This window comes from Mycobacterium sp. THU-M104, assembly GCF_049197365.1.
Lineage (GTDB): Bacteria > Actinomycetota > Actinomycetes > Mycobacteriales > Mycobacteriaceae > Mycobacterium.
This window is the reverse complement of record NZ_JBMIOP010000005.1, coordinates 1-25750: the sequence shown is the minus strand read 5'-3', so window position 1 is coordinate 25750 and position 25750 is coordinate 1. Positions and strand designations below refer to the sequence as shown.

At 69.7% G+C, this 25750-nt stretch carries 29 protein-coding genes, 1 tRNA gene and 1 pseudogene; 19 read left to right on the top strand and 12 right to left on the bottom strand.

Annotated features, from left to right (window positions below; translation table 11 throughout):
• The 6 genes from ACOJVU_RS00285 to ACOJVU_RS00260 all read left to right on the top strand — a co-directional run.
• On the top strand, nt 1-623 hold a 623-nt coding region (locus ACOJVU_RS00285; RefSeq protein WP_421527944.1), incomplete at its 5' end, for an o-succinylbenzoate synthase.
• A gap of 5 nt (nt 624-628) precedes the next feature.
• Entirely contained in the window at nt 629-1150 is a 522-nt protein-coding gene (locus ACOJVU_RS00280) for a DoxX family membrane protein (protein WP_421527943.1), read from the top strand.
• 39 nt (nt 1151-1189) lie between these two features.
• Nucleotides 1190-1978: an alpha/beta fold hydrolase gene (locus tag ACOJVU_RS00275; RefSeq protein WP_421527942.1), complete on the top strand. Its 789-nt coding sequence runs from the start codon at nt 1190-1192 to the stop codon at nt 1976-1978.
• A gap of 32 nt (nt 1979-2010) precedes the next feature.
• Nucleotides 2011-3636, top strand: a complete 1626-nt coding sequence (gene menD, locus ACOJVU_RS00270) for a 2-succinyl-5-enolpyruvyl-6-hydroxy-3-cyclohexene-1-carboxylic-acid synthase (protein ID WP_421527941.1) — start codon at nt 2011-2013, stop codon at nt 3634-3636.
• A 22-nt stretch (nt 3637-3658) separates the two neighbouring features.
• Nucleotides 3659-4195, top strand: coding sequence for a hypothetical protein (locus ACOJVU_RS00265; protein ID WP_421527946.1), 537 nt, complete (start codon nt 3659-3661; stop codon nt 4193-4195).
• A gap of 69 nt (nt 4196-4264) precedes the next feature.
• Nucleotides 4265-5416 (top strand): glycosyltransferase family 4 protein, encoded by a 1152-nt coding sequence (locus tag ACOJVU_RS00260; RefSeq protein ID WP_421527940.1) that lies wholly within the window; start codon nt 4265-4267, stop codon nt 5414-5416.
• Between the two features lie 59 nt (nt 5417-5475).
• Here the strand turns inward: ACOJVU_RS00260 and ACOJVU_RS00255 are convergent, their stop codons facing one another.
• A complete protein-coding gene (locus ACOJVU_RS00255; protein ID WP_421527939.1) occupies nt 5476-6264 on the bottom strand; it encodes a CHAP domain-containing protein in 789 nt (262 codons plus the stop codon).
• 131 nt (nt 6265-6395) lie between these two features.
• On the opposite strand from ACOJVU_RS00255, the gene ACOJVU_RS00250 reads away from it, so the two are divergent.
• Complete coding sequence (locus ACOJVU_RS00250) at nt 6396-7088, top strand: demethylmenaquinone methyltransferase (RefSeq protein WP_421527938.1); 693 nt, start codon at nt 6396-6398, stop codon at nt 7086-7088.
• A gap of 19 nt (nt 7089-7107) precedes the next feature.
• Here ACOJVU_RS00250 and ACOJVU_RS00245 read toward each other — a convergent pair whose 3' ends face one another.
• Nucleotides 7108-7440: a DUF732 domain-containing protein gene (locus ACOJVU_RS00245; RefSeq protein WP_421527937.1), complete on the bottom strand. Its 333-nt coding sequence runs from the start codon at nt 7438-7440 to the stop codon at nt 7108-7110.
• A 39-nt stretch (nt 7441-7479) separates the two neighbouring features.
• Entirely contained in the window at nt 7480-8718 is a 1239-nt protein-coding gene (menJ, locus tag ACOJVU_RS00240) for a menaquinone reductase (RefSeq protein WP_421527936.1), read from the bottom strand.
• Between the two features lie 22 nt (nt 8719-8740).
• Here menJ and grcC1 point away from each other — a divergent pair, with 22 nt between their 5' ends.
• On the top strand, nt 8741-9748 hold the full coding sequence (gene grcC1 / locus ACOJVU_RS00235) for a nonaprenyl/(2E,6E)-farnesyl/geranylgeranyl diphosphat synthase (protein WP_421527935.1): 1008 nt from the start codon (nt 8741-8743) through the stop codon (nt 9746-9748).
• A gap of 116 nt (nt 9749-9864) precedes the next feature.
• A complete protein-coding gene (htpX, locus tag ACOJVU_RS00230; protein WP_421527934.1) occupies nt 9865-10725 on the top strand; it encodes a zinc metalloprotease HtpX in 861 nt (286 codons plus the stop codon).
• Between the two features lie 23 nt (nt 10726-10748).
• Here htpX and ACOJVU_RS00225 read toward each other — a convergent pair whose 3' ends face one another.
• Complete coding sequence (locus tag ACOJVU_RS00225) at nt 10749-11774, bottom strand: NAD(P)H-dependent glycerol-3-phosphate dehydrogenase (protein WP_421527933.1); 1026 nt, start codon at nt 11772-11774, stop codon at nt 10749-10751.
• Nucleotides 11775-11949: 175 nt separating this feature from the next.
• On the opposite strand from ACOJVU_RS00225, the gene ACOJVU_RS00220 reads away from it, so the two are divergent.
• A complete protein-coding gene (locus tag ACOJVU_RS00220; protein ID WP_421527932.1) occupies nt 11950-13425 on the top strand; it encodes a trypsin-like peptidase domain-containing protein in 1476 nt (491 codons plus the stop codon).
• Nucleotides 13426-13428: 3 nt separating this feature from the next.
• Here the strand turns inward: ACOJVU_RS00220 and ACOJVU_RS00215 are convergent, their stop codons facing one another.
• Together ACOJVU_RS00215 and ACOJVU_RS00210 are read right to left on the bottom strand one after the other, a co-directional pair.
• The gene (locus tag ACOJVU_RS00215) at nt 13429-14967 is read right to left on the bottom strand and encodes a flavin-containing monooxygenase (protein WP_421527931.1); all 1539 of its coding nucleotides are present in this window, start codon (nt 14965-14967) and stop codon (nt 13429-13431) included.
• A gap of 151 nt (nt 14968-15118) precedes the next feature.
• Entirely contained in the window at nt 15119-15610 is a 492-nt protein-coding gene (locus ACOJVU_RS00210) for a YajQ family cyclic di-GMP-binding protein (RefSeq protein ID WP_421527930.1), read from the bottom strand.
• A gap of 69 nt (nt 15611-15679) precedes the next feature.
• Between ACOJVU_RS00210 and ACOJVU_RS00205 the strand changes: the two genes are divergently transcribed.
• Nucleotides 15680-15763, top strand: a tRNA-Tyr gene (locus tag ACOJVU_RS00205).
• A 43-nt stretch (nt 15764-15806) separates the two neighbouring features.
• On the opposite strand, the gene ACOJVU_RS00200 is transcribed toward ACOJVU_RS00205, so the two are convergent.
• Nucleotides 15807-15956, bottom strand: coding sequence for a hypothetical protein (locus ACOJVU_RS00200; RefSeq protein WP_421527929.1), 150 nt, complete (start codon nt 15954-15956; stop codon nt 15807-15809).
• Nucleotides 15957-15961: 5 nt separating this feature from the next.
• Entirely contained in the window at nt 15962-16327 is a 366-nt protein-coding gene (locus tag ACOJVU_RS00195) for a hypothetical protein (RefSeq protein ID WP_421527928.1), read from the bottom strand.
• Between the two features lie 149 nt (nt 16328-16476).
• Here ACOJVU_RS00195 and ACOJVU_RS00190 point away from each other — a divergent pair.
• The 3 genes and pseudogenes from ACOJVU_RS00190 to ACOJVU_RS00180 form a co-directional block, all read left to right on the top strand.
• Nucleotides 16477-16587: pseudogene (locus ACOJVU_RS00190) on the top strand (DUF2190 domain-containing protein); the annotation flags it as partial.
• Between the two features lie 91 nt (nt 16588-16678).
• Complete coding sequence (locus ACOJVU_RS00185) at nt 16679-17602, top strand: major capsid protein (RefSeq protein WP_421527945.1); 924 nt, start codon at nt 16679-16681, stop codon at nt 17600-17602.
• Complete coding sequence (locus tag ACOJVU_RS00180) at nt 17505-17975, top strand: hypothetical protein (protein ID WP_421527927.1); 471 nt, start codon at nt 17505-17507, stop codon at nt 17973-17975. Before ACOJVU_RS00185 ends, ACOJVU_RS00180 begins: the two co-directional genes overlap by 98 nt.
• 432 nt (nt 17976-18407) lie before the next feature.
• Here the strand turns inward: ACOJVU_RS00180 and ACOJVU_RS00175 are convergent, their stop codons facing one another.
• The 3 genes from ACOJVU_RS00175 to ACOJVU_RS00165 all read right to left on the bottom strand — a co-directional run bounded on the left by ACOJVU_RS00175 (nt 18408) and on the right by ACOJVU_RS00165 (nt 19633).
• Nucleotides 18408-19115 (bottom strand): hypothetical protein, encoded by a 708-nt coding sequence (locus ACOJVU_RS00175; RefSeq protein WP_421527926.1) that lies wholly within the window; start codon nt 19113-19115, stop codon nt 18408-18410.
• Nucleotides 19116-19134: 19 nt separating this feature from the next.
• A complete protein-coding gene (locus ACOJVU_RS00170) occupies nt 19135-19323 on the bottom strand; it encodes a hypothetical protein (protein ID WP_421527925.1) in 189 nt (62 codons plus the stop codon).
• Nucleotides 19324-19480: 157 nt separating this feature from the next.
• A complete protein-coding gene (locus ACOJVU_RS00165; RefSeq protein ID WP_421527924.1) occupies nt 19481-19633 on the bottom strand; it encodes a hypothetical protein in 153 nt (50 codons plus the stop codon).
• A 384-nt stretch (nt 19634-20017) separates the two neighbouring features.
• Between ACOJVU_RS00165 and ACOJVU_RS00160 the strand changes: the two genes are divergently transcribed.
• The 3 genes from ACOJVU_RS00160 to ACOJVU_RS00150 all read left to right on the top strand — a co-directional run bounded on the left by ACOJVU_RS00160 (nt 20018) and on the right by ACOJVU_RS00150 (nt 23257).
• The gene (locus ACOJVU_RS00160) at nt 20018-20320 is read left to right on the top strand and encodes a DUF1490 family protein (RefSeq protein ID WP_421527923.1); all 303 of its coding nucleotides are present in this window, start codon (nt 20018-20020) and stop codon (nt 20318-20320) included.
• 112 nt (nt 20321-20432) lie between these two features.
• Nucleotides 20433-22736 (top strand): copper-translocating P-type ATPase, encoded by a 2304-nt coding sequence (locus ACOJVU_RS00155; protein ID WP_421527922.1) that lies wholly within the window; start codon nt 20433-20435, stop codon nt 22734-22736.
• Nucleotides 22733-23257: a DUF5134 domain-containing protein gene (locus tag ACOJVU_RS00150; protein ID WP_421527921.1), complete on the top strand. Its 525-nt coding sequence runs from the start codon at nt 22733-22735 to the stop codon at nt 23255-23257. The genes ACOJVU_RS00155 and ACOJVU_RS00150 overlap by 4 nt, the downstream gene beginning before the upstream one ends.
• A gap of 34 nt (nt 23258-23291) precedes the next feature.
• Here ACOJVU_RS00150 and ACOJVU_RS00145 read toward each other — a convergent pair whose 3' ends face one another.
• Nucleotides 23292-24200, bottom strand: coding sequence for an NYN domain-containing protein (locus ACOJVU_RS00145; protein ID WP_421527920.1), 909 nt, complete (start codon nt 24198-24200; stop codon nt 23292-23294).
• A gap of 115 nt (nt 24201-24315) precedes the next feature.
• Between ACOJVU_RS00145 and galT the strand changes: the two genes are divergently transcribed.
• On the top strand, nt 24316-25392 hold the full coding sequence (galT, locus tag ACOJVU_RS00140; RefSeq protein WP_421527919.1) for a galactose-1-phosphate uridylyltransferase: 1077 nt from the start codon (nt 24316-24318) through the stop codon (nt 25390-25392).
• On the top strand, nt 25389-25750 hold a 362-nt coding region (locus tag ACOJVU_RS00135; RefSeq protein ID WP_421527918.1), incomplete at its 3' end, for a galactokinase family protein. The genes galT and ACOJVU_RS00135, both read left to right, overlap by 4 nt.

Below are 25750 nucleotides of genomic sequence, written 5' to 3'. Positions count from 1 at the left end.
GCGACGACGTCGCACGGGTCAACGCCGTGCGCGAACTCGTCCCCGTCGTGCGGGTGGACGCCAACGGCGGCTGGACCGTCGGAGAGGCTGTCGAGGCCGCCGCCGCGCTGAGCGCCGACGGCCCGCTGGAGTATCTCGAACAACCCTGCGCCACGGTCGCCGAACTCGCCGCGCTGCGCCGGCGGATCGACGTGCCGATCGCCGCCGACGAGAGCATCCGCAAGGCCGGCGACCCGCTGGCCGTGGTCCGCGCCCGCGCCGCCGACATCGCGGTGCTCAAAGTCGCCCCGCTAGGCGGGATTTCGGCCCTGCTGCAGATCGCCGCGCAGATCGATGTACCCGTCGTGATCTCCAGCGCGCTGGATTCGGCGGTAGGCATAAGCCACGGCCTGAGCGCCGCGGCGGCGCTGCCCGTCTTGCGCCACGCCTGCGGGCTGGGCACCGGCGGGCTTTTCGTCGAGGACGTGGCCGAGGTTGCCCCGCCGGTTGACGGTTTCCTGCCCGTCGCGGCGGTCACGCCGGACCCGGCGCGGTTGCGGGCGCTGGCCGCGTCTACCGAGCGGCGGCGCTGGTGGGTCGAGCGCGTCGTCGCCTGTTTCGGGCTGCTGAACCCGGTAGCGTGACGGCCGTGGAAAACGCGGCGGGCAGCACCCGCACCCAGACCGCGGCCACCGCGCTGCGCATCGCGTTCGGCGTGGTCTGGGCGATCGACGCGTGGCTGAAATGGCAGCCTGGGTTTCGCGCCACCATGCTGCCGAGCATGGTCGCTGCGGCCCAGGGCCAGCCGAACTGGCTGATGCCGTGGTTTCACCTCTGGATCGACCTGATGCGCCCGGAACCGCAGTTGTGGGGGTATCTCATCGCCGTCGCCGAGACGACGATTGCGGTGCTGCTGTTGACCGGGCTCGGCCGCCGCGCCGTCTACCTCGGCGGCGCCTGCTACAGCCTGGGCATCTGGTCGACGGCCGAGGGCTTCGGCGGGCCCTACACCGCGGGCGCGACCGACGTCGGGACCTCGATCATCTACGTGCTCGTCTTCCTGGCCCTACTGGTGAAACTCGAGCACGGTCTGGACCGTCGCCTCGCGCTGGACATCGCGATCGCGCGCCGCGTCCCCTGGTGGCATCGCGTCGCCGGCCCCTCGGTCTAGCAGACAGCGGCGCACCCGGGCACCTGTACCGTCGGTCGGGTGATCAACCTGGCTTACGACGATCGAGGATCCGGTGAGCCTGTCGTCTTCATCTCCGGCCGTGGCGGCCCCGGGCGCACCTGGCTGCCGCACCAGGTGCCGGCGTTTCTGGAGGCGGGCTACCGGGTCATCACCTTCGACAACCGCGGGATCGGCGCCACCGAGAACGCCGAGGGATTCACCACGCAGACGATGGTCGCCGACACTGCCGCGCTGATCGAGTCGCTGGACGCCGCGCCGGCTCGTGTCGTCGGGATGTCGATGGGTGCGTTCATCGCCCAGGAGCTGATGGTGGTCAGGCCCGAGCTGGTCAGCTCCGCCGTGCTGATGGCCACCCGCGGCCGCCTCGACCATGCCCGCCAGTTCTTTCACGACGCCGAAGTCGAGCTGTACGAGTCGGGTGCCCAGCTGCCGCCCTCCTACGACGCGCGGTCGCGTCTGCTGGAGAGCTTCTCGCGCAAGACGATCAACGACGATGCCGCCGTCGCCGACTGGATCGCGATGTTCTCCACCTGGCCGATCAAGCAGACACCGGGCCTGCGCTGCCAACTGGACGTCTCTCCGCAGACCAACCGGCTGCCCGCGTACCGCAGCGTCGCCGCCCCGGTACTGGTGATCGGTTTCGGCGACGACGTGGTCACGCCGCCCCATCTGGGCCGGGAGGTCGCCGACGCTCTGCCCAACGGGCGGTACCTGCAGATCCCGGACGCCGGCCATCTCGGCTTCCTGGAGCGGCCGCAAGCCGTCAACTCCGCGGCGCTGCAGTTCCTCGCCGGCGTCAAGGCCTGAGCGCGTCGGCACCGATGTGACACCCTGTATGGGTGAACCCCTCGACGACCCAGGCCCGCGTCGTCGTTGACGAGCTGATCCGCGGCGGCGTGCGCGACGTGGTGCTGTGCCCCGGATCGCGGAACGCTCCGCTGGCCTTCGCCCTGCAGGACGCCGACCGCGCCGGTCGGGTCCGGTTGCACGTCCGCATCGACGAGCGCACGGCCGGCTACCTGGCCATCGGCCTGGCCGTCGGCGCGGGCGCGCCGGTGTGCATCGCGATGACGTCGGGCACCGCTGTCGCCAACCTCGGTCCGGCGGTGGTCGAGGCCAACTACGCGCGCGTGCCGCTGATCGTGCTGTCGGCCAATCGGCCCTACGAACTGCTCGGCACCGGATCCAACCAGACCATGGAACAGCTGGGCTACTTCGGCACCCAGGTCCGTGCCACCATCGGCCTGGGTCTGGCCGAGGACGCGCCGGAGCGATTGGATGCGCTCAACGCCACCTGGCGCTCGGCCACCTGCCGGGTGCTGGCGGCCGCGACCGGGTCGCGCACCGCCAACGCCGGGCCCGTGCAGTTCGACATCCCGCTGCGCGAGCCGCTGGTGCCCGACGCCGAGCCCCGCGGCGCGGTGACCGCGCCCGGTCGGCCCGGCGGCAAGCCGTGGACCTACACGCCGCCGGTGACGTTCGACCAGCCGCTGGACATCGACCTGTCGCCCGACACGGTCGTCATCGCCGGGCACGGCGCCGGTGTCCACCCCAACCTGGCGCAGCTGCCGACCGTCGCGGAGCCAACCGCCCCAACGGCCGCCAACCCGCTGCACCCGCTGGCGCTGCCGCTGCTGCGCCCCAGGCAGGTGATCATGCTCGGCCGCCCGACCCTGCACCGGCCGGTGGCGGCCCTGCTCGCCGACCCCCAGGTGCCCGTGTACGCGCTGACCACCGGGCCGCGCTGGCCGGACGTGTCCGGGAATTCGCAGGCCACCGGCACCCGGGCCGTCACCACCGGAGCACCGCACCCGGCATGGCTGCGGCGCTGCGCGGAGGTGAACCGGCACGCTGCCCACGCCGTGCGCGGGCAGCTGGAGGCGCACCCGCTCACCACCGGCCTGCACGTGGCCGCGGCCGTGGTCAGAGCGCTGCGACCCGGTGACCAGCTGGTGCTCGGCGCCTCCAACCCGGTCCGCGACGCGGCGCTCGTCGGGCTGAACCCGCACGGCATCCCGGTGCGCTCCAACCGCGGCGTCGCCGGAATCGACGGCACCGTCTCGACCGCGATCGGGGCGGCCCTGGCGCACGAGGGGCGCACGATCGCCCTGATCGGCGACCTCACGTTCGTCCACGACAGCTCCGGGCTGCTGATCGGGCCCACCGAGCCGACGCCGCAGCGCCTGACCATCGTGGTGTCCAACGACAACGGCGGCGGCATCTTCGAGCTGCTCGAACAGGGCGACCCCCGGTTCTCCGACGTGTCGTCGCGGGTCTTCGGTACTCCGCACGACGTCGACGTGGGCGCGCTGTGCCGTGCCTACCACGTCGAGAGCCGCCAGATCGAGGTCGCCGAGCTCGACGCGGCCCTCGACGAACCCGCGGCGGGCATGCGCGTGCTCGAGGTCAAGGCCGACCGGTCCTCGCTGCGACAGCTGCACGCCGCCATCAAGGCCGCGCTGTGAGCCCGACGCGATGCCCGACACCCTGAATTCGGCGAAAGCGTTGCTGCGCATCCTGATCCACGGCCGCAGCGACGAGCCGCCGAAGACCCGGGCGCGCGCGGTGCTGCGGTGGGCGCGGATCGCGGTGCTGATCGTGACCGGTCTTGTCACGCTGCAGTCGGTGCTGCTGGTGGCCGGCGCCTGGCGCGACGACCTCGCGATCCGGCACAACATGGGGGTGGCTCAGGCCGAGGTGCTCAGCGCCGGGCCGCGGCGCTCTACGATCGAGTTCGTCACACCCGAGCGGGTCACCTACCGTCCCGAGCTCGGCGTGCTGTACCCGTCCGAGTTGTCGACGGGCATGCGCATTTACGTCGAATACAACAAGACCGACCCGAACCTGGTCCGGGTGCAGCACCGCAACGCCGCGCTGGCGATCATCCCGGCGGGTTCCATCGCGGTCGTCGGCTGGCTGGCCGCGACGGTGATGCTGGTCGGCCTGGCGGTGCTGGACAAACGGCTGGACCAGCGCCCCGAAGCCCGCTCCGACCCGGTCCCGACGGTCCCGTCGGGGTCTTGAGCAGCAGATTTCAAACGACGTATGCCCCTCGGCAACCTGATCGACAGTCGGCCCTGACACTATCGGGACGTGCGCGTTGCGATCGTCGCCGAGTCCTTCCTCCCGCAGGTCAACGGTGTCAGCAACTCGGTGGTCCGGGTGCTCGAGCATCTGCGCCGGACGGGTCACGAGGCCCTCGTCGTCGCTCCCGACACCCCGCCGGGTGAGCCGCCGGCCGAGCGTATCCACGACGGCATCCGGGTGCACCGGGTACCGTCGCGGCTGTTTCCGAAGGTGACCACGTTGCCGCTGGGGGTACCGACCCCCCGCATGGTGCGCACCTTGCGCGGGTTCGACCCTGACATCATCCACCTGGCCTCGCCGGCGCTGCTCGGCTACGGCGGGGTGCGGGCCGCGCGTCGTCTCGAGGTGCCGGCCGTCGCGGTCTACCAGACCGACGTCCCGGGTTTCGCGGCGAGCTACGGCATCGGCATCACCACCCGGGCGGCGTGGGCCTGGTTCCGGCACCTGCACGGACTGGCCGACCGCACCCTGGCTCCGTCCAGCGCGACGATGGATTCGCTGGCGGCTCAGCGCATCCCGCGAGTGCACCAGTGGGCGCGCGGGGTCGACGTCATCCGGTATGCGCCCTCGGCGCGTGACGAGACGCTGCGGCGGCACTGGTCGCCGCAGGGCAAGCCGATCGTCGGATTCGTCGGCCGGCTCGCGCCGGAGAAGCACGTCGAACGGCTGGCCGCGCTGGCCGCCGGCGACGCTGTGCAGCTCGTCATCGTCGGCGACGGCGTCGATGCAGCCAAGCTGCGACCTTTGATGCCGACGGCGGTGTTCACCGGTGCGCTCTACGGTGCGGACCTCGCCGCGGCCTACGCCAGCATGGACGTCTTCGTGCACACCGGTGAACACGAGACGTTCTGTCAGGTCGTACAAGAAGCGCTGGCGTCGGGTCTGCCGGTGATCGCCCCCGATGCCGGTGGCCCGCGCGACCTCATCACGCCGTGCCGTACCGGGTTGTTGCTGCCCGTCAAGGAATTCGAGGCGAGGCTGCCAGCCGCCGTCGCGCACCTGCTCACCGAACGGCACCGCTACTCGCAGTCGGCCCGGCGCAGTGTGCTGCACCGCAGCTGGCCGGTCATCTGCGACGAGTTGCTCGGCCACTACGAGGCGGTGTTGTCTCCGTTGGCCCGGGCGCAGGTGTCGTCGCGCCGGAGGAGGCGCGCGTAACGCCGGAGCCGGGTCAGGGCGTAAGGATCCAGCCCGTCAGGGCATAAGGATCCAGCCCGTCAGGGCATAAGGATGTAGGACATTCCCGGGACGTTCCTGGCATCGCGGGTCCACCACTGACCGGCGCCGCCGTAGGTTGCGTTGTTCATCTCCGTGATGTTCACCCAGATGCCGTCGCCGCGCTCGGACACCGAATTCACCCACGCAGCATGGCCGTACGGACTGACACCCGGCAGCCACGGCTCGAACACGACGATCGCGCGTGGCTGCGGATCGGTGACGACCGTCCAGCCGTGCGCCCGCGCGGAGTCCGCCCAGTCCATGGCGTTGCCCTGCAGGGCGGGGTAATACCCGCCGGCCTCGAACCACTTCTGCAGCGCGCCCCAGGTGCACTGGCCTTCGGCGCCGGAGTTGACCGACCGGCGTTGTCCCATCGCGCGCCCTGGGCTGCCCGCCGGCGCGCCCGCGGGGTCGAATTGGCCGGCGCAGTCGGGCGTCGCCGCGTTCTGCGTGCGCGTCTCGATGTCGACACCGGAGACGAAATGCCCGTCCGACGTCTTGTACCAGAGTGTCGTGGCCTGTCCGCGTGTCGAGCACACCAACACCAGCCGGTCGTCGACGTCGTACCAGCCGTCCTGGCGCGCGTTGGGTGACGGTTCGGACATGCGCTGGGTCCGTGCCTTGACCGTCGCGGCCGGTTCGGCGCCGACGGATGCGGCGAAAACCAGACCGCCCGCGGTGAGGACCGTGGCCGTTGTGACGCCGACGCGGAGCGCGCTGCGACCGGCGAGCATCCGGGCTTGCCGCAGCGATGCGGATTTCCCGCCGATGGCCTGTTCGAATCCCATAAACGTCGCGTCTCCGTGTGACGAGTGCAGGTTGAGTTTAGATAACGATTGGGCGTTACGCAGGGGAAATCAGAAGATCCGGTGGGGCAGCCGAGGTCGGGAGCCCGCTCGTGCCCGGTAGCGTCTACGTCGTGAGTCGTGCCGCCCTGGACAAGGATCCCCGCGATGTCGCGTCGATGTTCGACGGCGTCGCCCGTCGGTATGACCTGACCAACACCGTGCTGTCCCTGGGCCAGGACCGCTACTGGCGCAAGGCCACCCGGTCCGCGCTGCGGATCGGTTCCGGTCACCGGGTGCTGGACCTTGCCGCGGGGACCGCGGTGTCCACGGTCGAGCTGGCGAAGTCCGAGGCGTGGTGCGTCGCGGCGGATTTCTCGGTCGGGATGCTGGCGGCGGGTGCGGCCCGCGAGGTGCCCAAGGTCGCCGGTGACGCGACCCGGCTGCCGTTCGCCGACGGCGTGTTCGACGCGGTCACGATCAGCTTCGGGCTGCGCAACGTGGCCGACCCGCAGGCGGCGCTGCGCGAGATGGCGCGTGTCACCAGGCCCGGCGGGCGGCTGGTGGTGTGCGAGTTCTCCACGCCCACCAACGCGGCGCTGGCCACCATCTACAAGGAGTACCTGATGCGGGCGCTGCCGCGGGTGGCGCGGGCGGTGTCCAGCAATCCCGACGCCTACGTGTACCTGGCCGAGTCGATCCGCGCCTGGCCCGACCAGGCCGCCCTGGCGCGCGAGATCGGCCGGGCGGGGTGGTCGGCGGTGCGCTGGCGCAACCTGACCGGCGGGATCGTGGCGTTGCACGCGGGGTACAAACCCCTGCGGTGAGGCGAGCGCCGAGGACCGGCTAGGTCCCGGCGCGCTGGATGAAGCCGACCTGCTCGGGGCAGTAGTGACCGATCGCGGCGCCGATGAACTGCAGCGCCTGGCCCTGGGTGGTGCCCCGCGGCAGGTTTTGCTGCAGGAAGACGGCGGACTGTTGGGCGTCGTGGTCCACGCCGCGCTCGATCCGTTGACATTCGATCTTGCCCAGCCACGCGAGTTGGTCCTGGGGGCCGTAGACGCCGAAGTCGTTGACGGTGTTCTTGAAATCGGTGTCATAGTCGGCCTGCGCCGGCGCGGCCAGCGCGATCGCGGCAGCCGTCACGGCGACGCCCGTCGCCAGCCTCGTACACTTCATTAGCGGAACTATACACCGCGATCACGAATTGATCTCGGGTCAGGTGAACGGCGTTCGCCGGTCGATCAGCCGGGACAGCCGGCCGGCGCCGCGCCAGGCCCGCGCCACCGAGTCGGTGTCCTCGTCGGTGACCAGGTTGGCCATCACCCGCACCGCGATCGCCATCAGCGCGGGGGAGCGCATCGCGATCGGCCCGGTCGCGGGCAGGAACCGCTGGAAGGTCAGCAGCAGCCCCAGCCGGCGCGCGACGGAGAACCCGCGCGCGTAGTGGCGCTGCAGCAGCCACGGCCAGACCTGCGACAGGTCGGCGCAGTCCAGCAGGTCGGCGGCCAGCCGCCCGGTTTCCAGGCCGTAGTCGATGCCCTCGCCGTTCAGCGGGTTGACGCAGGCCGCGGCGTCACCGACCAGCATCCAGTTGGGCCCGGCCACCCCGGACACCGCGCCGCCCATCGGCAACAGCGCCGACGCCACTGCCCGGGGCTCGCCGGTGAAACCCCACTCGTCGCGGCGCAGGTCGGTGTAGGAGGAGATCAGCGGGCGCAACGCCAGCTCGGCCGGCCGTTTCGACGTCGACAGTGCCCCCACGCCGATGTTCACCTCGCCGTTGCCCAGCGGGAAGATCCAGCCGTAGCCGGGCAGCACCGCTCCGTCGGGGGAGCGTAGTTCAAGATGCGAGGTCAGCCACGGGTCGTCGGCGCGCGGGGTGGCCAGATAGCCGCGCGCCGCGACGCCGTACACCGTCTCCTGATGCCAACGCCTGCCCAGCTTGCGCCCCAGTGGAGACCGCGCCCCGTCGGCGACGATCAGCTGTCCGCAGCCCACCTCCGTGCCGTCGGCCAGGCTCAGCGACACTACCCGCCGTGACGAGTCATGATGGGCATCAACCACTTTGGACCCGAGAAGCATCCGGGCCCCGGAGTTCTCGGCGCACTGGCGGATCCGGTTGTCGAGCTCGAGTCTGGCCACCGCGCTGCCGGTGGCCGGGAACGACGGGCCCGGCCAGTCCACCTGCACTTCGCCGCCGAACCCACTCATCCGCAGTCCGCGATGCCGGATGCGGGTGTCGAGCCAGCCGCCCAGCCCCAGCCGGTGCAGCTCCGCGACCGCGCGCGGGGTCAAGCCGTCACCGCACGCCTTGTCGCGCGGGAAGCCGGCCGAGTCGACGACGAGGACGTCGCGGCCCGCCCGGGCGGCCCAGGCGGCGGCCGCCGAGCCGGCGGGCCCGGCGCCCACGACCACCACGTCCGCCTTGAGGGCTCTGGTCGCTCTCGTCTGCATGTACATCAGTATGTTTGGTCGGGTGAGGACTCCGGCGACGGTGGTGGCGGGCGTTGACTTCGGCGATGCCGCGCTGGCAGTGACCGTCCGGGACGGCGTCGAGCGGGTCGAGCAGCTCATCGACACCGAACTGCGCAGCGCGGACCCGGTGATGACCGACTCGCTGACGCACCTGTTCAACGCCGGCGGCAAGCGGTTTCGGCCGCTCTTCACGGTGTTGTCGGCGCAACTGGGGCCCAACCCCGATGCCGAGGGGGTGACGATCGCCGGGGCGGTGATCGAGTTGGTGCACCTGGCCACGCTGTACCACGACGACGTGATGGACGAGGCCGAGGTGCGCCGCGGGACACCCACCGCCAATGTGCGCTGGGGCAACAACGTCGCCATCCTGGCCGGCGACTACTTGTTCGCCACGGCGTCGCGGCTCGTGTCACAGCTGGGACCCGACGCGGTGCGACTCATCGCCGAGACGTTTGCCCAGCTGGTGACCGGGCAGATGCGCGAGACCCACGGCGCAGCCGGCAGCGACGACCCCATCGAGCACTACTTGAGGGTCGTGCACGAGAAGACCGCCTGCCTGATCGCCGCGGCCGGCCAGTTCGGTGGCATGTTCTCCGGCGCCGCCGACGAGCAGGTGCAGCGGCTGAGCCGGCTGGGCGGCATCGTGGGCACCGCGTTCCAGATCTCCGACGACATCATCGACATCGACAGCGACTCCCAAGAGTCCGGCAAGCTGCCCGGCACCGATGTGCGCGAAGGCGTCAACACCTTGCCGATGCTCTACGCGCTACGCGAACCCGGGCCCGAGGCGGCGCGGCTGCGCGAGTTGCTGGCCGGGCCCGTCGAACAGGACGAGGCGGTGGCCGAGGCGTTGACGTTGTTGCGGGCCTCGGCGGGCATGGCCAAAGCCAAGCAGTTCCTGGCCCGGTATGCGGCGCAGGCGCACGACGAGCTCGCCCTGTTGCCCGATACCCCCGGCCGGTGCGCGCTGCAAACACTGGTGGACTACACGATCAGCCGGCACGGCTAGCGGAGAACGCCGGGCGTGGCGGAACTCGGAACGTCCTTCCGGGCGTTCAATGAGCAGTTCAATGAGAAGTAGTCGGTCCTGACCGTGATTTTCCGAGTGTTCTGAGGAGGACACCGATGACCTGGCATCCGCATGCCAACAGGCTGAAGACCTTCGTCCTGTTGGTCGGTATGTCCGCGCTGATCGTCTTCGCCGGCGCCTTGTTCGGCAGGACGGCACTGATCTTCGCGATGCTGTTCGCCGTCGGCATGAATGTGTACGTCTACTTCAACAGCGACAAGCTGGCCCTGCGGGCGATGCACGCCCAGCCCGTCTCGGAACTGCAGGCGCCGGCGATGTACCGCATCGTGCGCGAGTTGGCGACTGCCGCGCACCAGCCGATGCCGCGGCTGTACGTCAGCGACACCAACGCGCCCAACGCCTTCGCCACCGGCCGCAATCCGCGCAACGCCGCGGTGTGCTGCACGACCGGCATCCTGGACATCCTCACCGAGCGTGAGCTGCGCGCTGTGCTGGGACACGAGCTCTCCCACGTCTACAACCGCGACATCCTGATCTCCTGCATTGCCGGCGCCCTGGCGTCGGTGATCACGGCGCTGGCCAACATGGCCATGTTCGCCGGCATGTTCGGCGGCAACCGCGACGGCGGCAACCCCTTTGGGCTGCTGCTGGTTTCTTTCCTGGGGCCGGTCGCCGCGACGGTGGTGAAGCTGGCGGTGTCACGGTCGCGCGAATACCAGGCCGACGAGTCGGGTGCCGTGCTGACCGGTGACCCGTTGGCCCTGGCGTCGGCGCTGCGCAAGATCTCCGGCGGGGTGCAGGCCGCGCCGCTGCCGCCGGAGCCGCAGCTGGCCAGTCAGGCGCACCTGATGATCGCCAACCCGTTTCGGACGGGTGAGCGCATCGGCGCGCTGTTCGCCACCCACCCTCCGATCGAGGACCGCATTCGCCGGCTGGAGGCGATGGCGCGCGGGTAGAGCTCGCTCGGCCGTGGCGGCGGTCAGAACCCGGCGCCGTGCACCTCGTGCCCCGGGACCTCGACCATCAGGCCGCGGTAGGCCTGCTCGACGGTGGAGCCGTGGTTGATCACCGCGTCGACCTCCCGGGCGATCGGCATGATCAGGCCGAACTCATTGGCGAAATCCATGATCACGCTGGCGGCTTTGACGCCCTCGGCGACCTGATTCATCGAGGAGATGATCTCGTCGATCGGCTTGCCGGCGCCGAGTTGTTCGCCGACGTGGCGGTTGCGGCTGCGCTGGCTGGTGCAGGTGACGATGAGGTCGCCCAGGCCGGCCAGCCCGGGGAAGGTGTCGGGGTCCCCGCCCATCGCGACGCCCAGCTTGGTCATCTCGCGCAACGCCCGCGCGATCACCAGCGCGCGGGTGTTCTCGCCGATCCCCAGCGAGTAGCCCATCCCGACGGCGATGGCGTAGACGTTCTTCAACGCGCCGGCCAGCTCCACGCCGACGACGTCGTCGGTGGTGTACACGCGGAAGCGCCGGGTTCGCAGCAGCTCCGAGAGCCGGGTCGCCAGGTGCTGGTCGGGCATCGCCAGGACCGCCGCGGCCGCGTATCCCTCGCCCACCTCCCGGGCGATGTTCGGTCCGGCCAGGATTCCTGCCGGATGACCGGGCAGCAACTCCTCGACGATCTGCGACATCCGCATGTTGGTGCCCTGCTCGAGACCCTTGACCAGCGACACCACCGGCACCCACGGCCGCAGTTCCCTCGCCAACTCGGTGAGCACGCCGCGGAAGCCGTGCGAGGGCACGCCCATGACCACGACGTCGGCGCAGTGGGCGGCCTCGCCGAAGTCGGTGGTGGCGCGCAGCCCGTCGCTCAGCACGACGTCGTTGCCGAGATAGCGGCTGTTGCGGTGATTGTCGTTGATGTCGTTGGCGGTCACCTCCGAGCGCACCCATTGCAATGTCGGTCCGCGGCGCGCACAGATGGACGCCACCGTGGTTCCCCACGAGCCGCCGCCGAGGACGACGACGTTGGGCTCGCGCATCTGTGATGCCATGGCGATCAGCGTATTGCCGACCCCTCGGATTGAGTAGTAGTTCACCGGCCGCGCGGCCACCGAAGTCGAACCCAACGACACCCGGGCAGGGGACTTCGGTCCCTAGCCCCGCCGGGCGCGCTGCCGGATCGTCGACGTTGCGCGGTGCTTCCTGCAGGCGAGGGAAAGAGGGACGATGCCCAGATGTCGGTGGGGCCGGGCGGTCGCGGCATTGTCCGCGGCCGCGCTCGCGGTGATGACGGCGCCCGCGGGCATCGCCTCCGCCGATGCTGATGGCCCCCAGCACAATCCGCAGGAGAGGGCAGCGGCGCTCATCCGGCCCGCCGTGATGTACCTGTCGGGCCAGGCGAACGGCCAGGTCCGGTTGCCCGACGGCACGTTGTTGTCGCAGTTCGGCGAGGGCTCGAACATTCCGTTCACGGCGATCTGGTCGTGCACCGCCTTCGTCGTCAACCCCGACGGGTGGGTGGCCACGTCGGGACATTGCGTGGACCCGGACAACGCCAAAGATCTCATTCTCAAGCGGGCCGCCAACGAATACGTCATCCAATATCCGGACTCGGCGATCGGGCAGAACCCGGCCGCGGTCCTGCGGTGGCTGCGGCAGAACGCCAAAGTCGAAGGCGACGGCGCCGACCGGGGCCCGCAGTCCGCGCTGACACTGGTGTACGGCAGCGGGGACCGGGTCGCGGGGAAGCTGCTCGCCAACGTGGTGGATTTCCGGCCCATCAGCAAAGGCGACGTCGCCCTGCTCAAAGTCGAACGGCACGACTTGCCGTCGTCGAAACTGGCTTCCGACGCCGCCGTCAGCATCGGCACCCCGATTCTCGCGGTGGGGTACGCGCAGAGCACGAAACGGATCACCGATCCGTCGCTGGACCCGACGAACAAGAGCGGCACCATCAGCAAGAAGTCGTCCGTGGGCAGCATCCCGGAGTACGAGATCGATGCCCCGGTCACCGAGGGGATGAGCGGCGGCCCCACTGTCGGACTCGACGGCACGGTGATCGGCGTCAACAGCTTCGCACCCGTCGGTGAGCCGCAGCCGTTCAACTTCGTGGCGCCGGCCGCCAGTCTCGCCGCGTTGCTGGCCGGCAAGGGTGTCACGGCCGCGCTGGGGCCGGCCGACGTCCTCTACCGCAGCGGGCTCGGCCACTTCTACTCCGGCCACTACACCGACGCCATCGCCGACTTCGACCAGGCGCAGGCGATGTCGCCCGATTACCCCGGACTGCTGGAGCTCAAGACGAGTGCGGTGAATCTGCGCCGGCACTACGGAGATGCCGCGTTGCTGAGCGGCACCACCCTGATGTGGTACGTCATCGGCACGGTCGCGCTGGTGCTCGCCGCCGCCGGTGGCCTGACCCTCCTGATGACGCGCAGCCGCCGGCACCCGGACGCGCCGGCGACAGCAGCGGGTGTCCAGCTTGTTTGCCCCGGCGACGGCGACAACGTCGAACCAGTCCGCGCCCGCAGGGGTATCAAAGCGGGTGCCGCCCGGCTCCTCGGCGCGGCACCCCCGCCCACGCCGCAGCAGCATTTCTGCTCGAGTTGCGGGGCCGAACACCACCCCGCCGAGAAGTTCTGCCCCAACTGTGGCATGGAGATCCTGCCCGGAGTATCCGACGTGGGGACCGACCGAACCGGCTGACGGTCAACCCGCCGGCGGTGATCCCGTCAGTGCCGCCCGGTCGGCGACCCGGCCGAACACCATGGCTTCCTCGATGCGGTCGAACCGGTAGTCCAGGGCGTCGGCGAGGTAGTTCTGCCGCACGTTCCACGGTCGTCTCGTACCGGACTTGGGCAGCGCGTGCAGTGAGCGCAGCACGTAGCCGGCGTTGATGTCCCAGGCGGGTTTCTCGGTCATCGGTTGGCTGCCGAGATGCGGGTAGGCGTGGGTATAGCCGTGAGAAGCCATGTGCGCCAGCAGTTTCGCGGTCGCCCGTGCGGTGATGTCGGCGCGCAGCGTCCAGGAGGCGTTCGTGTAGCCGACGCACCAGAACAGGTTGGGCACGTCCTCGAGCATGTGCGCCTTGTAGACGAAGCGCTCCCGGGGATCGATCTCGACGCCGTCGAGGCTGATCGTCGTGCCGCCGAGCGCCTGCAGTTGCAGGCCGGTGGCGGTGACGACGATGTCGGCGTCGAGGTGAGCGCCGGAGCTGAGCACGATGCCGGCTTTGTCGAAGTGGTCGATGTGGCCGGTGACCACGTCGGCGCGGCCGGTGCCGATCGCGTGGTAGAGGTCGGCGTCGGGGATCAGGCACATCCGCTGGTCCCACGGGTCGTATCGCGGCCTGAAGTGGGTGTCGACGTCGTAGCCGGCGGGCAGGCTGCTGAGCGCCTTGCGGCGCAACATCCACCGGACGAGGCGGGGCGCCTTGCGCGACAGCGCGAAGAACGCCGCCTCCGACAGTGCGCTGTACATGCGCACCACCAGATGAGCGGCCATGCGGGGCAGTAGCTTCCGGGCGACGGCGGCCACCGTTCCGTACCGGGAGGCCGAGATGAGGTAGGTCGGGGAGCGCTGCAGCATGGTCACCGTCGCGGCGCGGTCCGACAGCGACGGCAGCAGGGTGACCGCGGTGGCGCCGCTGCCGATCACCACGACCTTCTTGCCGGTGTAGTCGAGGTCTTGCGGCCAGTGCTGGGGGTGCACCACGGTTCCGCCGAACTGGTCGATGCCGGGGAAGTCGGGGGTGTAGCCCTCGTCGTAGTTGTAGTAGCCGCTGCCGAAGAACACGAACCTGGCGCGGTAGGTCGTGCGGGTGCCGTCCTGCTCGGTGGTGATAGTCCAGGTGTCGGTGGCCGAATCCCAGTTCGCCGAGCGGACACGGCTGTTGAACCGGATGTGGCGGTCGATGCCGTACTTGCGTGCGGTGGCGGTCAGGTACTCGCGGATGTGCACGCCGTCGGCGACGCCTTCCCGGCGGGTCCACGGCTCGAAGGGGAACGACAGCGTGAAGATGCTGCTGTCGGAGCGCACGCCCGGGTAGCGGAACAGGTCCCAGGTGCCGCCGATCCGCGCACGCTGCTCCAGGATGACGTACGTCGCGTCCGGGTTGCGCTCGGTGATGCGGTAGGCCGCGTCGATGCCCGAGATTCCGGCGCCGACGATGACGACGTCGACATAGCCGTCGCCCTGGCCGTTGGTGTGGAGAGCGCCGCCGGCGACTTCCCGGGGAGTCACGGTCATCGTGAACCTCGCTTGGTTTGTGGGCCTGATCACCAGCCTAGAGACCTACCGGTTGGTCGGGCCAGGGCCCGGCGGCGGCGAGCGTAACGTCGCTGCGAAACATCGGGCACGAGTTCGCAGTGGCGTTACGCTCGCGGTCGCGCAACGCCGGTTACCGGTAGTTGACGAACTGCAGCGCCACGTCCAGGTCGGCGTTCTTGAGCATGGCGATGACGGCCTGCAGGTCGTCGCGTTTTTTGCTGGTGACGCGGATCTCGTCGCCCTGGATCTGGGTCTTGGCGGTCTTCGGACCCTCGTCGCGGATGAGCTTGGTGATCTTCTTGGCGTTCTCGCTGCTGATGCCCTGCTTGAGGGTGCCGTTGACCTTGAAGGTCTTGCCGGACGCCTGCGGCTCGCCGGCGTCGAAGGCCTTCATCGAGATGTCGCGGCGGACCAGCTTCTCCTTGAAGACGTCGACGGCGGCCTTGACGCGCTCCTCGGTCGAGGACGTCAGCTCGATCGCCTCGTCGCCCTTCCAGGCGATCGAGGTGTCGGTGCCGCGGAAGTCGAAGCGGGTGGCCAGCTCCTTGGCGGCCTGGTTGAGCGCGTTGTCGACCTCCTGGCGGTCGACCTTGCTGACGATGTCGAACGATGAGTCCGCCATGGAATCCGTCCCTTCTTGCGGTGGTGGCCGTTTGTGCTTTGTCTACCCGTTCGTTGTAACCTGTCTGGCGGCAGGTTGCCCGAGCGGCCAATGGGAGCGGACTGTAAATCCGTCGCGAAAGCTTCACAGGTTCGAATCCTGTACCTGCCACCAGCATTACCGCTGTTCAGACGCTATTCACGGCGTCCGTGACCGCTCATAACTCCGGGACCGCCCGCAGGCCGCCCGCAGTGGATTCCGCGGCCGCGTCGAACGCGTCGGCCACCGCGTCGAGGTCGTCCGGGAACAAGTGCCCGTAACGGTCGAGGGTGAGCACCGCCGTCTTGTGCCCAAGCAACCGCTGCACCACTTTCACGTTCGCGGCCGCGCTGATCGCCAACGACGCGCACGTGTGCCGCTTATGCGGAATTCCGCATAATGGCGTGCGTCGTGCAACCGCACACCGTCGCAACCGTCAACCGCCGCCGTCGCCTTCTGGAACGTGTACCGCGCCTGGCCGAGGGTGAGGTAGCCGCCGCCGCGCGCCGACGTGAACACCAACGCCGACCCCTCCCGGTCATCCATCTCGGTTGCCAGCAGACGGGCGACGAACGCAGGCACCGGCACCGTCCGGCTGCTGTGGTTCTTCGTCGGACCCTCCACCAAACCGGTCTTGCGGACATACGTCACCGATCGGCGGACCCGAATCCGGCGCGCGGTCACGTCGACATCGGCCACCTGCAACGCCGCCGCCTCGCCGAACCGCAGACCGCACTGACCCGTCGGCGGATAGGCCGGTGATCCACACCTGGAGGTCGTCGTATCGGACGTCGCGTAGCGGCACGTCCCGCCAGCGGGGCAGCACGATGGTGTCGAGGATGCTTCGGCAAGTAGGTGCCGACGGCAAGGCCGCCACCCTCGCCGCAGGTGTCGCTGTTGGCTACGCATTGACCGGTGCGGCCGACGGAACCGAAGCCCAGATCAGCCTCTACGCCTGACCCGAAAGGACGACCCGCACATGCCTAATCCACTCATCCCCCCGCTAGACGGGCAACGCCTCACGTCGAAGCCGTGATGGCATGACCCACCATCCTGCGTGACCGGATCGCCAAGCTGGCCGACCCGCAGATCCTTCTCCCGCACCTGTTCCGGCCGTTCGGCGCACGCGTCGAAGGTGGCGGCATGCTCTACTCGGTCATCAAGGCGTCGGACTTCTTCACCGCCGATCCGGTCGAAAAGCGTTCCCCCGGTGCCGAGTACGCGGTGCTCCGCGGAACAGATCCCGAGTCGAAGTTAGCGGTTGTTGAAGATCACGGCGGTCGGGTGCAGATCCTCGACGAGGACGTACTGCGCAACGACATCAACCGCATCGACGCCGCCACCATCCAATTGACCAACCGGCTCGTCCGCCTGCTCGACGTGCGCGCCGTCGAGGCGATCGAGGCCGCCAGCCCGGAGACCATCGCCGTCGCTACCCCATGGGATGACCTGGTGACCGTCGGACCGGCCACCGACATCACCCCGTCCGCCGACAGGCCCACCGGGCGTTGGGCCGAGGCCGCCGAACTCATGGATTTCGACGAGTTGGGCCACACCGCGGACACGTTGATCTTGCACCCGTCCCAGGCCCGCGCGCTGCGCACCGCGTACGCCGGTGACCTCACCGGGGTTCTGGAATCGGCCGGACTCACGCTGGTGTCCAATGCCCGCGTCCCCGCCGGAACCGCCTACTTGGTGCAGTCCGGTGCCGTCGGCACGGTCGGCTTCGAGGTGCCGCTCACCGTCGAGGTCGTGCCCGAACGCCTTACCCGATCCCGCTGGATTGTGGGCTTCGTCGTCCCCGCATTCGCCCTCACCAACCCGGCGCAATCAAGAAGCTCACCGCGCTCAGCTAGCCCAGAAGGGAACGAACACAATGGAATTCACACCGGAACAGATCATCGCACTACTCGCCGCGTTGGGGTTACCCGACGACACCGACGATCCGCAGTTGGTCGTGGACATCGCGGTTGATCTCGCGGCACAGCTCGGCGACCCGGCCAAGCCGTCCACGATCGCGGCCAGCGCCAAGCGCGCGGGCCTGGAGGTCATCGACGCCGACACCGCCGCCGCGCTGCGGCACGACGCCGCCGAGGGCCGCAAGATCGCGGCAGCGGCAGCGGCAGCGGCAGCGCGCGCACGCGTCGAGGCGTCGGTCGACGACGCGGTGACCAAGGGCAAGATCACGCCCGCCCGACGCAAGCATTGGGTGTCGCTGATCGAGGCCGACCCCGGCATGGCCGACGTGCTCGCCGCCGTCCCGAACGAGACCGCGGTACCAGTGTCCGAGGTCGGGCACTCGGCGGACAACACCGACGATCGCGCCGAATCGGGTTGGTTCTACTAACCCCACAGACCGCGCGGGCAAGGGCGAGGGCAACCGCCCATGCCCGCCGCGGCGCGGTGCACCCCGACGTCTCCTTCGTAGTTGCGCGTCGGGGCGCACCGCGACCACCGCGCCAGTCGGCGCAGCGCGGGCCGTGCGCGGCCACCTCGCCGCCATGGACCACCAGCGCCGCGCTCGTTGGCGCAGCGGCCCGTCTGGGCGGCAAGAACCGCGGACCGCGGCCCGGCCCGACCCCCACCCCCGAGAATGTTGGGTACGGGGTGGGGTGACTTCCGCCCGCGGTAGTCATGCTTTTTTATTGCGCGGCCGAAAAATCCGGCGGCCTCGGCGCGGGTGGCCGATCGACGGGTGTGGGCCGGGTTTCGCGGGACCGTGTGTGGTTGCGGCGCAAGGATTCTGGGCAGCGCGCCGGGTTCCTGGCGGCCGTGACCGCTACCAGCCGGTCAGCTTCTCGATGCGTTCCGGGCGCTCGCCGTCGTCGGGCGGCGTCACTACATAGCCCATCGCTTCGAGCTGAGCAACCGCTGCACTTGGCGCGTCGCGGACGGCCACACGCGTTTGAATGCGCCGCCACTTCGCGCGTCCATCGCGCACGACCGCCTTCCACCCCTCGGAGCCGGGGAAGCCGCAGTCGCGGATCAGGAACTCGACGACGTCCTCAAGGCATGGTCGAAATCGTTCGCCGCCCATCGGCAGGTGAAGCGACTCGATGCTGTGTGGTGTGTCGTGGTTCAGCCGGGAAAGGATGTGTGACAACGCGCCGCGGTGAGCGGTGATCTGCACATGTGAATTCGGCTTGCTCCGGGCTTCTCGGTCGTATTCCCAACGGATGATGGGGGCGCGGTCCAGCTTCGCCTTCAGCTCGAACTTGGAGTGCTCGACGGCCAGATAGTGGCTGTACGAGTCGACACACAGCTTGTAGACAACATTCAGTTCGGCCAGCTCGTCCCCAACGTCGTCACCGGGCGCGCAAAGGTCAACACTTCCGTCGATGACAGCGCGCAGCCTGTCGCTGTCCGGCGATGCCAGCTCGGCTTCGATCTGCCACTTGTCGTCGTGCTCAAGGGCGGTGATCGCGTTTTCAACGTCCGCGGCGAAATTGATGACTTGTTCGTTGAACTCCGCGTGAGAAATGGGCATGACAGGACCGCAGTTGCTGCTACGCGCGTGTCTCCCCGAGCAGGAATGCGATTGATTCGAGCTGTTCCCATGCGTCGTACTCGTCGCCGACGAGCGCGTAGTGCGCCGCCCGGTTGCGTAGCTCAGCCAGCGATAGATCCAACTTGGCAAGGATCTGTTCACGCCGGGCACGCAACTCGTCGTCGGTCAGGGTTGCGATTTTCGTCATTTCATCCCCCTGGTACGTCGCCCGGTCGACGCCACAAGTGTCGCACCCGTGGTGTCCGTCCCGTCGCATATCGTCGCGTCTGTCATGCCACCAGATTGCCGCATGGCACCGACAAGCGGCTCCAACGGCTGCCGATGGACGCCGGTGGGCGTTCTTGTTACCGGTTCGCGTCGCGCCTGGCCTGCAATACGCACTCGAAGATGGCGTCGTTGTAGGTCGCCCAGTTGCCGGGGATGACGTCGCGGCCATCGGGCAGGAGGGTGTACCGTCGGGCGTCGCTGCTCAACCCGTACACCGCGCCACCGGACATCACCCATGAGTCCGCGCGATCGTCAGCAACGCAATAGCTACCCCTCGCATGGTCGGTGAGCCTAGCTTCGCCGCCCGCAGATCGCCCGCAGATCGCCCGCAGATCGCCCGCAATAGTCCCGCGACACAACGCGGCACACCAACACCGTCAGTGTTGTGCGTCTGAGCTGACGCGGCAGGAGCGCCTTGTGCGGAGTGATTCACACGCCGGCGTGCTGGTGAACGTCCGGCCACACGCACCGTTGACGCAGATACCCTATGGGGGTATGGTCGGCGACCGGAACGAGTCTCCCTGCCCCACATAGGGTGGGAGGGTATAGTCCTCGACGAGGCTCCGGGTGGGCCCGCGTCGCTGACAGGTTGACGACAGAAGGAAGTGGCAGGAATGGCTTGGTACGGATTGGCAGGAAAAGCCTTGCCCGCGTTGGTGACCGGTGTGGTGGGTGCCGCAGCGTACGAGGCCTTGGCGAAGGCGCCGTGGCGCACGATGACGGTCAGCGCTGCCGCGGTGGGTCTGCGCGGGGCGCGCGTCACCGAACGCGTGACCAGGCAGGCCGCCGAGAGGGCGCGTCTGGCGACGGCCGACGTGCTCGCCGAGGCGGCCGAGCGGGTCGGCGAACAAGCCCCCGTGCCGGCGGCGGACTCGCCCGCCACCTCGACCCGCGAGGGTGGCAATGCCTGCCACTGAGGCCCTTGTCACCGGAGCGCCGGTGCGCGCACCTGCCGCTGACACCGGCCCCGCGCTCGAGGTCGTCTCCCAGGGCGGTGGACGAATTCGTGTGCGCACCAAAGTGTTTGCTATGGATCAGACCCTCGCGGTCGCGATCGAAGAGACGGTCGCCCAGGTGGCCGGGGTGCGTGCGGTGCAGGCCTATCCCCGGACGGGATCGGTGGTGATCTGGTATCTGCCCGACGACTGCGACACCGCCGCGGTGCTGTCGGCGATCATGGCGGCCCGGGACGTCCCCGCGGCTTCCGTGCCCGCCCGGGCCCCGTACTCGGCGAGTGTGGGCGAAGCCGGGGTGCTGGCGCGGTTCGCCGGCGGACTCCTGCGCGCGCTGGGCGTGTCGTCGGGTGCCGGCACCGCGCAGTCCGACGGCGGAGGCAGCTGCCATCAGCCGGCGCCGTCGTGTCACGGGGCGCCGCCCGCCGATCCGAAAGGCGAGCAGCGCACCTGGTTGCGGCGGGTGTGGCTTGCCGTGCCGCTGGGCCTGGTGTCGATGGCGGCGCCGATGCTGTTCGGCGGCGCGTGGGCGGGCTGGTTGGCGTTTGCCGCGACGGTGCCCGTGCAGTTCGTGGCCGGCCGGCCGTTCCTGGCGGGAGCCGTGCGACAGGCGCGGGCGGGGTCCGCGGGCATGGACACCCTGATCAGCCTGGGCACGCTGACCGCGTTCGCGTACTCCACCTACCAGCTGTTCGCCGGGGGACCGCTGTTCTTCGACACCGCCGCGTTGATCATCGCGTTCGTGGTTCTGGGCCGCTATTTCGAGGCCCGGGCCACCGGCAAGACCCGTGAGGCGATCAGCACGCTGCTGGCGATGGGCGCCAAGGAGGCCTGCCTGCTCGTCGACGGTCAGGAGGTGCTGGTGGCGGTGGAGCGGGTGCAGGTCGGCGACCTGCTGCTGGTGCGGCCCGGTGAGAAGATCCCCGTCGACGGCGAGATCCTCGACGGGCGCGCCGCGGTGGACGAGTCGATGCTGACCGGCGAGTCGATGCCGGTCGAGAAGACGGTGGGCGACCAGGTGGCCGGGGCCACCGTCAACACCGACGGGCTGCTCACCGTACGCGCCACCGCCGTGGGCGCCGACACCGCGCTGGCCCAGATCGTGCGCCTGGTCGAGCAGGCACAGGGCGGCAAGGCCCCGGTGCAGCGGCTGGCCGACCGGGTTTCGGCGGTGTTCGTCCCCGCGGTGCTGGGCGTGGCCGCGCTGACGTTCGTCGGGTGGGCGCTGCTGGCGGCCAACCCGGTCGCGGGCATGACGGCGGCGGTCTCGGTGCTGATCATCGCCTGCCCCTGCGCACTGGGCCTGGCCACCCCGACGGCGATCATCGCCGGCACCGGCCGCGGCGCAGAGATGGGCATCCTGGTCAAGGGCGGTGAGGTGCTGGAAGCCTCCAAGAGGATCGACACCGTGGTGTTCGACAAGACCGGCACCCTGACCCGCGGCCAGATGCGGCTCACCGATGTCATCGCCGACAAGCGGCACAAGAGCGATGTGGTGCTCGGGCTCGCCGCCGCGGTCGAATCGGGTTCCGAGCACCCCATCGGTGCGGCCATCGTCGCCGGCGCCCGCGAGCGCGACCTGGATGTACCGGCCGCGACGTCGTTCACCAACCTGGCCGGCCACGGCGTGCGCGCCGAGGTCGACGGCCAGTCGGTGCTGGTCGGGCGGCGCAAGCTCGGCGAGGACAACGGCCTGCGCCTGTCCGAGCATCTTGCGACCGCGGCCGCCGAACTCGAAGAGCAGGGTCGCACCGCGGTGTTCGTCGGCCGCGGCGACCGGGTGGTGGGCGTGCTGGCGGTGGCCGACACGATCAAAGACGACGCCGTCGAGGTGGTGCGCCGGCTGCACGAGATGGGGCTGCAGGTCGCGATGATCACCGGCGACAACGCCCGCACCGCAGCCGCGATCGCCGAACAGGTCGGCATCGACCGGGTGCTGGCCGAGGTGTTGCCCGCAGACAAGGTCGACGAGATCCGCCGGCTCCAGGACGAAGGAAGGCTGGTCGCCATGGTCGGCGACGGCGTCAACGACGCCCCCGCGCTGGTGCAGGCCGACCTGGGCATCGCGATCGGCACCGGCACCGACGTGGCCATCGAGGCCTCCGACATCACGCTGATGTCCGACCGGCTCGACGGTGTCGTGCGCTGCCTGCAACTGTCGCGTCAGACGCTGCGCACGATCCACCAGAACCTGGGCTGGGCCTTCGCCTACAACACCGCCGCGATCCCGCTGGCCGCCTTCGGGGTGCTCAACCCCGTCGTGGCGGGCGCGGCGATGGGCCTGTCCTCGGTCAGCGTGGTGACCAACTCCCTGCGCCTGCGCCGCTTCGGCCGCGACGAAACGCGCAAGGCCCTGCCCGAGCGGCTCGCGATCACGTGATCCACGGCATCCTGCTGCGGTGGGTCGTGACGGGGTTGTTCGCGCTGGGCGCCGTCGAGTGCGGCCTTCCGATCCTCACCCAACGCCGGCCCGCGAGGGTGATCGTCAGCCACGGTTTGCACGTCGCGATGGCGTGCGCGATGGGGGCGATGGCCTGGCCGTGGAGCATGCGATACCCGACCACGCCACTCGCGGTGTTTTTCCTGCTGGCGGCGGTGTGGTTCGCGACGATCGTGCTCGTCGCCGACCCCGCGCCCGCCCCGCGGCGCCTGAGCGGGTACCACGCCCTGATGATGCTGGCGACGGCCTGGATGTATGTCGCCATGAACGGTGGCTCGGCGCGCATCACCGCCGTGAACTGGCTCGGCGCACTGATTTTCACGGTCGCAACGCTTTTCTGGATGCTGCGCTACCTCACCGACGCCGGCGCCGTCCGGGTCAGATCCCTGGGAAACCTGGCGCAGGCCGCCATGGCCGCCGGCATGGCCATCCTGTTCCTCGCGACATTATTCTGCATCTGATCCGCCGCGGCACCCGGCTCCGGGGTTGCCGTCGTCACGTGTCGACGTGCAGTCGCACCATCCTGGTGGTCGACGTCTCGTCCAGCTCGACGACATCCGAGCGCGAACGCAGAAAGTCGCTGAAAGACTTGAAGCCCAGCGACTTCTCGCTGAACGAGGGGTCCATCCGCTTCATCTGTGCCTTCACTGCGGAGTTGTGCAGCCAGTCGACGTCGTCTTTTTCCAGCCCGATCTGCAGGGCCCGCGTCAGCAGCGCCGTGGCGGCGGCCTGCGGGTCGGGCGGCTCCGGATCCTCGGTCGGGGCCTCCTCGGCCGGGGCCGCTTTGGACCGGCCACCGCGGCGCTGCGGCGGTGCTTTCCCCGTCTCCGCCTCGGCCGTCGCGGGTGCCGGTTCGAGGGCCGGGACCCCCGGGAGCGCGTCGTAGATGACGAAGTCGTCGCAGGCGGCGGCCAGCGCGCGGCTCGAAGAGCCGGCCACCCCGATGCCCACCACGTAGCGGCCCAGCCGCTTGCACCGCTGCGCCAACGGGATGTAGTCGGAGTCGCCGGCCACGATCACCACGTGGGTCAGGTCGGGCAGCCGGAACATGTCCTCGACGGCGTCGACGGCCAGCCGGATGTCGGCGCCGTTCTTGCCGTAGGCCGCGGCGGGGAACAGTTGCACCAGGTCGACAGCACGCGCGACCAACTGGCCGCGGTAGCCGGCGTTGACGTCGGCTGACCAGTCGGCGTAGGCGCGGGTGAGTACCAGCGTCCCGAACGAGGACGCGAAGTCGAGGATCGCCGCGACGTCCACCGTCGCGCGGGCCCGCCGTTCGGGATCGAGGCCCTTGGCCTTGTCCCGCTGGAACGAGTTGCGTCCGTGAACCTGGTCGTAGCGCGAGATCACGATGTTGTCGAAGTCCAGATAGACGGCCACGCGGGGGGCAACCGGTTCGGTCATGGGTTAGATCATCGCCGAGGCGATGTTGGCCGGGGTACACCGGTGCTCCGGATGCTCGCGGCCGGGCCCCGGCCTCAGCCGTGGGGCGGACGCCAACACGCTACCCTTCGAGACCATGGCGCCGACCCGGGCGAAGCTGGCCGATGGCCGTGAGCTGCTGTTCTTCGCGCTACCCGGGCACCGCCCGGCACCCGTAGCCGACCGCAGGCCACTGCCCGAGCACGCCGCGGACCAGTCACAGCTGCGGTATGACCGCACGACCGGGCAGTGGGTGATCGTGGCGGCGCGCCGCCAGGACCGCACCTACAAGCCGCCCCCCGACCAGTGCCCGCTGTGTCCGGGGCCCAGCGGGCTGACCAGCGAGGTGCCCGCCACCGACTACGACGTCGTCGTCTTCGAGAACCGGTTCCCCAGCCTGTCCGGTGCCGGACCGGCCGCGCCGGTGCCCGGCGACGGCTTCGTGTCCGCCCCCGGGCACGGCCGCAGCGAGGTGGTCTGTTTCTCCAGCGCGCACACCGGATCGTTCGCCGAACTTCAGCCGGCGCACGCGCGGCTGGTCGTGGAGGCGTGGCGGCACCGCACCGCCGAACTGACGGTCACCCCGGGCATCGAGCAGGTGTTCTGCTTCGAGAACCGCGGCGAGGAGGTCGGGGTGACGCTGACCCACCCGCACGGACAGATCTACGGCTACCCGTACCTGACCCCGCGGACCGCCGCCATGCTGGCGCAGGCACGCCAACACCGGATGCGCCACGGGGGCAACCTGTTCGCCGACCTGCTGGCCGCCGAGGTCGCCGACGGCAGTCGCGTCGTGGCGCGCACCGAGCTGTTCACTGCGTTCGTGCCGTTCGCGGCGCGCTGGCCGGTCGAGGTCCACATCTACCCGAACCGCTTCGTGCACAACCTCGTCGAGCTCGGCGCGGACGAACTCGACGGATTCGCCCGGATCTACCTCGATGTGCTGCAGCGGTTCGACCGCCTGTACCCGGCTCCGCTGCCCTACATCTCGGCGCTGCACCAGTACACCGACACGGCCGCGCAGGCCGACGGCTACTTCCACGTCGAGCTGATGTCGATCCGGCGCAGCGCGGACAAGCTGAAGTACCTGGCGGCCTCCGAATCGGCCATGGATGCGTTCATCGGCGACGTCACACCCGAAGAGGTGGCCCGGCGGCTGCGGGAGCTGGGATGAGGGTCCGCTACGCCGCGCCCGGGCGCATCAACCTGATCGGCGAGCACACCGACTACAACCTGGGATTTGCGCTGCCGATCGCGCTGCCGCAGCGCACCGTGGTGACGTTCACCCCCGACGGAGGCGACGAGATCGCGGTGGCCAGCGACCGCGGCGAGGGCACGGTGCGCATCGCCCTGGGCACCGTGCCCGGCGACGTGACCGGGTGGGCCGCCTATGTGGCCGGGGTGGTGTGGGCGTTGCGCGGGGCCGGCTACGCGGTGCCGGGCGGCGCGATGGCGATCACCAGTGAGGTGGAGATGGGCTCGGGTCTGTCGTCCTCGGCGGCGCTGGAATGCGCGGTGCTGGGCGCGATCGC